This is a genomic window from Polaromonas sp. P4_F4, assembly GCF_056401355.1.
In genome coordinates, this window is sequence record NZ_JBFUJO010000021.1 from 87,940 (window position 1) to 94,247 (window position 6,308).

6 protein-coding genes are annotated in these 6,308 nt (G+C 64.8%); 4 read left to right on the top strand and 2 right to left on the bottom strand.

All coding sequences use genetic code 11. From position 1 onward, the window contains the following. Positions 1 to 73 precede the first annotated feature (73 nt). Positions 74 to 1,942, bottom strand: a complete 1,869-nt coding sequence (locus AC1DUR_RS19755) for a phosphoenolpyruvate carboxykinase (GTP) (protein WP_477722007.1) — start codon at positions 1,940 to 1,942, stop codon at positions 74 to 76. A gap of 409 nt (positions 1,943 to 2,351) precedes the next feature. Between AC1DUR_RS19755 and modA the strand changes: the two genes are divergently transcribed. From modA to AC1DUR_RS19770, 3 genes are all read left to right on the top strand, one after another. Next, positions 2,352 to 3,248: a molybdate ABC transporter substrate-binding protein gene (gene modA, locus AC1DUR_RS19760; protein ID WP_477722008.1), complete on the top strand. Its 897-nt coding sequence runs from the start codon at positions 2,352 to 2,354 to the stop codon at positions 3,246 to 3,248. A gap of 124 nt (positions 3,249 to 3,372) precedes the next feature. Beyond that, a complete protein-coding gene (gene modB, locus AC1DUR_RS19765) occupies positions 3,373 to 4,041 on the top strand; it encodes a molybdate ABC transporter permease subunit (RefSeq protein WP_477719404.1) in 669 nt (222 codons plus the stop codon). A gap of 17 nt (positions 4,042 to 4,058) precedes the next feature. Beyond that, positions 4,059 to 5,234, top strand: coding sequence for an ABC transporter ATP-binding protein (locus AC1DUR_RS19770; protein WP_477719405.1), 1,176 nt, complete (start codon positions 4,059 to 4,061; stop codon positions 5,232 to 5,234). Positions 5,235 to 5,312: 78 nt separating this feature from the next. On the opposite strand, the gene AC1DUR_RS19775 is transcribed toward AC1DUR_RS19770, so the two are convergent. Further along, a complete protein-coding gene (locus AC1DUR_RS19775) occupies positions 5,313 to 5,480 on the bottom strand; it encodes a hypothetical protein (RefSeq protein ID WP_477719406.1) in 168 nt (55 codons plus the stop codon). Between the two features lie 125 nt (positions 5,481 to 5,605). Here AC1DUR_RS19775 and AC1DUR_RS19780 point away from each other — a divergent pair, with 125 nt between their 5' ends. Next, positions 5,606 to 6,070 carry a glycine zipper family protein gene (locus AC1DUR_RS19780; RefSeq protein ID WP_477719407.1) on the top strand — a complete coding sequence of 155 codons (465 nt, stop codon included), beginning with the start codon at positions 5,606 to 5,608 and terminating at the stop codon, positions 6,068 to 6,070. Positions 6,071 to 6,308: the final 238 nt, after the last annotated feature.

Here is a 6,308-nt window from a genome sequence, read left to right on the forward strand (position 1 = left end):
AGGCCGCTGTTGCGGTAAGCCCCCAAAAAAAAAGCCACCTCGCGAGGTGGCTTTTTTGTATCCGGCGTTCCTGTCAGGCGGCCAGGCGTTTCTCAATCGCCGCCTTGGTCTCGCCCAGCTCTTTCGGCAGATGATGCTCAAGCTGCTTGAACAACTCGGCGTGCAGCTCCAGCTCCTTGAGCCAGGCCGCCTTGTCCATGCTGATCACGCTGCTGAACTGCTCGGCGCTGAAGTTGAGGCCGGTCCAGTTCAGGTCTTCGTAGCTGGGGCTGATGCCGGTGATGTGTTCATTGCCTTTGCCGCTGCCTTCAATACGGTCAATCATCCACTTCAGCACGCGCATGTTCTCGCCGTAACCGGGCCAGACGAATTTGCCATCCGCGCCCTTGCGGAACCAGTTGGTGGTGTAGATTTTCGGCAGCTTGGCGCCGGAACTGGCGAGCTTGTTGCCCACGTTCAGCCAGTGCTGGAAGTAGTCGCTCATGTTGTAGCCGGTAAACGGCAGCATCGCGAACGGGTCGCGGCGCACCACGCCGGCCTGGCCGGTTGCGGCTGCTGTCGTCTCGGAGCCCATGGTGGCCGCCATGTAGACGCCCTCCACCCAGTTGCGCGCTTCGGTCACCAGCGGCACGGTGGTCGAGCGGCGGCCGCCGAAGATGAAGGCATCGATGGCCACGCCTTTCGGGTCATCCCAGGCGCTGTCGAGCGCCGGGTTGTTGGTCGCGGCCACGGTAAAGCGTGAGTTGGGGTGGGCGGCCTTGGCGCCGGTTTCTTTCGCGATTTGCGGCGTCCAGTCGTTGCCCTGCCAGTCGATCAGGTGGGCCGGCAGCGCCTTGCCGGGTGCATCCTGCTCCATGCCTTCCCACCAGACGTCACCGTCGTCGGTCAACGCGACGTTGGTGAAGATCGTGTCGCGGTTCAGGCTGCGCATGCAGTTCGGGTTGGTCAGCATGTTGGTACCGGGCGCCACGCCGAAATAGCCGGCTTCCGGGTTGATGGCATACAGCTTGCCATCGGCGGCAGGCTTGATCCAGGCGATGTCGTCGCCAATGGTGGTGACCTTCCAGCCGTCAAAGCCGGCGGGCGGCACCAGCATGGAGAAATTGGTCTTGCCGCAGGCCGACGGGAAGGCCGCCGCGACATGGTATTTCTTGCCCTCGGGGTTGGTCACGCCCAGGATCAGCATGTGCTCGGCCAGCCAGCCCTCGTCGCGGCCCATGTTGGACGCGATGCGCAGCGCAAAGCACTTCTTGCCGAGCAGCGCATTGCCGCCGTAGCCCGAACCGTAGGACCAGATCTCGCGGGTCTCGGGGTAATGCACGATGTACTTGGTCTTGTTGCACGGCCATGTCACGTCTTTCTGGCCAGCGGCCAGCGGCGCGCCCACCGTGTGCACGCAGGGCACAAACTCGCCATTGACGCCCAGCACGTCGAACACCGCCTTGCCCATGCGAGTCATGACTTTCATGTTGACCGCCACATAGGGGCTGTCCGACAGCTCGACGCCGATGTGCGCAATCGGCGAACCCAGGGGGCCCATGCTGAACGGCACCACATACATGGTGCGGCCCGTCATGCAGCCGTCAAACAGCGGCTGCAGCGTGGCGCGCATCTCGGCCGGGGCCATCCAGTTGTTGGTCGGGCCGGCATCTTCCTTGCGGGCCGAGCAGATATAGGTGCGGTCTTCCACGCGTGCCACGTCGGAAGGGTCGCTCTGCGCCAGGAAGCTGTTGGGGCGCTTGGCTTCGTTGAGCCTTTTAAAGGTGCCGGCATCGACCAGTTGCTGGCACAGGCGCTGGTATTCGGCGTCACTGCCGTCGCACCAGTACACGCGGTCAGGCTTGCACAGGACTACCATGTCGGCGACCCAGGCAATCAGTTTTGCGTTCTTGACATAGCTGGGCGTGCCCAGATCCAGTCCTTGCATGACGGGGTGATTCATCGAAAAAACTCCAAAGTTAAAAAGCGCTATTTCGATAAACGCCGGTGGATGTCGCAATGCAGCAGTTGCTGTGACACGGGGCGTCTGTCGAAATGGCGCTGGCTGCAGATTCAGGCGAGACCGGCTCCGGCCCGAAACAATCGGCGACTACCATCGGACACTCTCGGTCGGCGAGCGGAACCGCAAGCCGAAGCTGCGGTGGCGCTGCGGCAAAAAAGCGGCTGGTGGGCTGCTTTTGGGGGGTGCACGGGCCGACCAAAAATTCATTTTAAGAAGATCGCGATGGGTTACCTAGAAGTTACGGTCAAAAGATATGCAAAACTTGCATGAGGTTATGCGTGAAATATCCGGGGTCATGGCGGCCGTGACCTGGCCGGGTGAATGCTTCAAAAAAAGGAGAATTCGTTTCATGAAACCCCCGTTTCCCGACGCGGTGATCGCGCTGCCAGGCCGCGCACGCCTGGCTTTGTTCCGGGCCCGGTTCGGGCTTCTTCAGGTGCGGGCGCGGCATGCTGCGGCCGGGCTGCTGCAACTGGCGTTGGCGCTTCAGCTGGGGCTTGGACTGGCGAGTCCGGCGTCGGCGCAGAACACGCAGAATACGCAGGACATGGACGGCTCCAGGCCTGCCTTGGTCGCGGCGGCGGCCAACCTGCAGCCGGTGCTGGCGGAACTGGTGCCGCTGTTTGAGCGTGAACAGAAAAGCCGCGTCAGGATCAACATCGGCTCGTCCGCCAACCTGGTGCGGCAGATCCAGCAGGGTTTGCCGGCCGAACTCTTCCTGTCGGCCGACGAAGACTTCGCGCTGCGCCTGGCCGATGCCGGGCTGACGCTGGACCGCGGGCTGGTGTATGCCACCGGGCGCCTGGTGCTGCTGGTGCCGGCCGACTCTCCACTGGCGCTGGACCCGCAGTTGCGCGGACTCAAAGCCGGCTTGAGCCAGGTCCAGAAATTTGCCATTGCCAACCCCGAGCTGGCGCCCTATGGCAAGGCGGCGGTGCAGGTGCTGCAAAAGCTGGACCTCTGGCCCGCCGTGCAGGGAAAAATCGTGCTCGGGGAAAACATCGCCCAGACCACGCAGTACGTCAGCACAGGCGCCGCGCAGGCCGGCATCACGGCTTTGTCATTGGCGCTGGCGCCCGAGCTGGCGACACGCGTGCGTTATGTGCTGCTGCCCGATGACCTGCACGCGCCGGTGCGCCAGCGCATGGTGCTGCTCAAAAATGCCGGGCCCGCCGCCCGCGCGTTTTACGAGTTTCTGCAGTCAGCGCGCGCGAAGGCCGTGCTCTCGCGCTACGGCTACGTTTGAGGCCGGTGCTCGCCCTGACCAGGTCTTTTCAGGCCTTTTGCCGTCTTGCCGCGCCCGGTGTCCTGCCTGGTGTTCTTTGACGGCATTTCCTGCCGTGTGCAACCGTTTGCGACAATAGGCCGCTATGGACTGGCAAGCCGCTCGCGTATCCCTGACCTTGGCCGTCTGTTCGGCGGTGCTGCTGTTGCCGCTGGGCGTGTGGCTGGCGCGCTGGCTCGCCATCACGCCCTGGCGCGGCCGGCCCGTGGTGGAGGCCCTGCTGATGCTGCCTTTGCTGCTGCCGCCCACCGTCATCGGCTTTTACCTGCTGATCACGCTGGGCCAGGGCTCGGCGGTGGGTGGCTGGCTGGCGCGCGCACTCGGCCTGCGACTGGTCTTCAGTTTCGAGGGCCTGCTGCTGGCCAGCGTGCTGGTCAACCTGCCCTTCATGGTGCAGCCGCTGCAGCGCGCTTTTGCCGCCATTCCCGGCAGCTTGCGCGAAGCGGCCTGGGTTTGCGGCCTGAGTCCTTGGCGCGCCTTCTGGAAAATCGAGCTGCCGCTGGCCTGGCCCGGCCTGCTGGCAGGCGTGGCCCTGACCATGGCGCACACGCTGGGCGAGTTTGGCGTGGTGCTCATGGTCGGCGGCAGCATTGCCGGTGAGACCAAAACCCTGTCGATTGCGATTTACGACCGGGTGCAGGCCTTTGACATGCCCGCCGCCCACGTGATGGCGCTGGCCCTGGTGCTGGCTTCGCTGGGCGCGCTGGCGCTTGTTTTTGCGGCCGGCAAGGCGCACCCGCTGCAGGACAGATAGCGCCTGGCGCTGTCATCTTGCCCGCTCCCACCCGACACCCCATGCTGCAGGTATCACTTCAAAACCACGGTCCGATCCGGCTCAATGCCGGCTTTGACTGCGCCCCTGGCGAGTTGCTGGCGCTGCTCGGTCCTTCGGGCAGCGGCAAGACCAGCGTGCTGCGCGCGGTGGCGGGTCTGCTGCGAAGCCCGGGCCTGCAGGGCCGCGTCAGTGTCGGCACGGGCGTTGAGGACGTCTGGTTTGACAGCGCAGGCGGCATACGCCGGGCGCCGCAGCAGCGCCGCGTCGGCCTGGTGTTTCAGCACTATGCCTTGTTTCCGCACCTGACGGCCATTGAAAATGTAGCGCTCGCCGCCCACCCTGCGAGAGCCAAAACCTATTTTGATGCCCTGTTTGAGCGCATGGGGCTGGCCGGCCTGCAGGCCCGGCGGCCCCACCAGCTTTCCGGCGGCCAACAGCAGCGCGTGGCACTGGCGCGGGCGCTGGCGCGCGAGCCCCAGGTGCTGCTGCTCGACGAGCCTTTTTCGGCGGTGGATGCGCCGACACGCCAGACGCTGTACCGGGAGCTGGCGGCCCTGCGCCAGAGCGTGGCGATTCCCATGGTCCTGGTGACGCATGACCTGAGCGAAGCGCGCCGGCTGGCCGACCGGGTGGTGATCCTGGATGCCGGCGAGTCGCTGCAGGTGGGCCCGCCCGCCCGGGTCTTTGCCAGCCCCCGCAACGCCCGGGTTGCCGAGCTGGTGGGTATCCAGAATCATTTCCAGGGACGGTTTTTTTCCAACAGGCCGGCCGATACGCCCGGTTTTGGCCGCCTGGTCTGGCATGGCGAGGCGTCGGCCAGCGATAGTCCGGAGGGCCTGCCGGGTACCGTGGACGTCAGCCTGGCGGTGATTGACAAGGGGCGGCTGGATGATGGCGCCGAAGTGTCCTGGGTGGTTGCCGGTGAGTTGCTGGACCTGTCGGTCACGCCCCCGGCGCAGGCGGTTAACACCTTTTCCTGCACCCTGCAGGAAGTCTTGCCGCTGGGCGAGATCAGCCTGTGCACCCTGGTGCCATCGCAGCTGCCGTCGCAATGCCTGACGCTGAACCTGTCGACGGCTGCCCTGCGGCAGCTCGGCGCCGAGCCCGGAAGCGTGCTGCACCTGCACATTCCGCCGCAAGCCGTTCACATCATGCCGGTGCGGCAGGGCTGAAGCGCTGAAGGGGTTGCTGGCTTGCCTAACGAAAAAGTCCGCCTGCGGCGGACTTTGATATTCCCGGGAGAGGGCGTATCAGGCCAGGAATACGGCAATGAAAGCCAGCAGGAACATCAGCACGCCACCGACGACAGGCAGCACCAGGGGCATCAGCGGCGCGATCGCATCCACTACATCCTGGTCTTCGGCAGGGGTGGGGCTGCTGTGCGCTGCATTGGTGGTGTGATTGGCTGAGCTGGACATGGTGGTTCCTGGAAAGTCTTGATAACTTTTGGGATTTTACCTTTATGGCCCGGGCAGCGGCAATTACCTGCCTGCGGTAATCTTCAGGCTGCCAAATCAGTTGAAGGAAGCAGTTGAAGGAACGCATGAACACATCGGCCAGAATTTTTGCAGTGTGCACCGTGTCGGCCGCCGTGGCCCTGCTGTCTGCCTGCGCGACCAGTGGGCCCGGTAGCCCGTCGGCCAGGCCCGTGCTCTATCCCAATGCCACGCTCAACCGCGTCGGCGAGGTGCAAGGCCGGGCCGAGGCCGACGCCTGCATGTCGCGCGCCGTGTCGGCCGGCCTGACGCCCGAGCAACGGAGCAATGAAGTGGGCCGCCGGGCCGGCGAGGGCGCGGCCACAGTGGGTGTCGCCTCCGCGGTCGGGGCGCTGATCACGGGTCGCGGCACCGAGGGCGTGTTGCGGGCTGGCGCTGCAGGGGCCGCGGTGGGCGGCTCGGCCGGTGCGGTCTCGGGTGCGTTCCATAGCGACCGGCCCAACACCACCTACCGCAGCTTCGTGCAGCGCTGCCTGAGCGAAAAGGGCTTTGACGTGATCGGCTGGAACTAGGGCCTGTGAACGCTATTTATGCAAATGCGAATGGGGTGAAAACAGCGCCAATCAAGGCGCGCGACGACGCCCAGACCGGGCGTCTGGGCTAGGAGCGCAACGCAGAGTGGCGCTGTTTTCACCCCATTCCCTTCGGGTTGCGATCAAAAAGGCCCTGCGCGGCGTTGCAAAGCCTTGGCGGGGTCTACCCCGCCTGCGTTTTGCGCCTTGCTCATGGCCTTTTTGACTCGCAACGCAT

Coding starts and splice junctions, on each gene's coding strand:
- AC1DUR_RS19755 (WP_477722007.1), bottom strand. CDS start 1,942: ATGAATCACCCCGTCATGCAAGGACTGGATCTGGGCACGCCCAGCTAT.
- modA (WP_477722008.1), top strand. CDS start 2,352: ATGAAACCCCCGTTTCCCGACGCGGTGATCGCGCTGCCAGGCCGCGCA.
- modB (WP_477719404.1), top strand. CDS start 3,373: ATGGACTGGCAAGCCGCTCGCGTATCCCTGACCTTGGCCGTCTGTTCG.
- AC1DUR_RS19775 (WP_477719406.1), bottom strand. CDS start 5,480: ATGTCCAGCTCAGCCAATCACACCACCAATGCAGCGCACAGCAGCCCC.
- AC1DUR_RS19780 (WP_477719407.1), top strand. CDS start 5,606: ATGAACACATCGGCCAGAATTTTTGCAGTGTGCACCGTGTCGGCCGCC.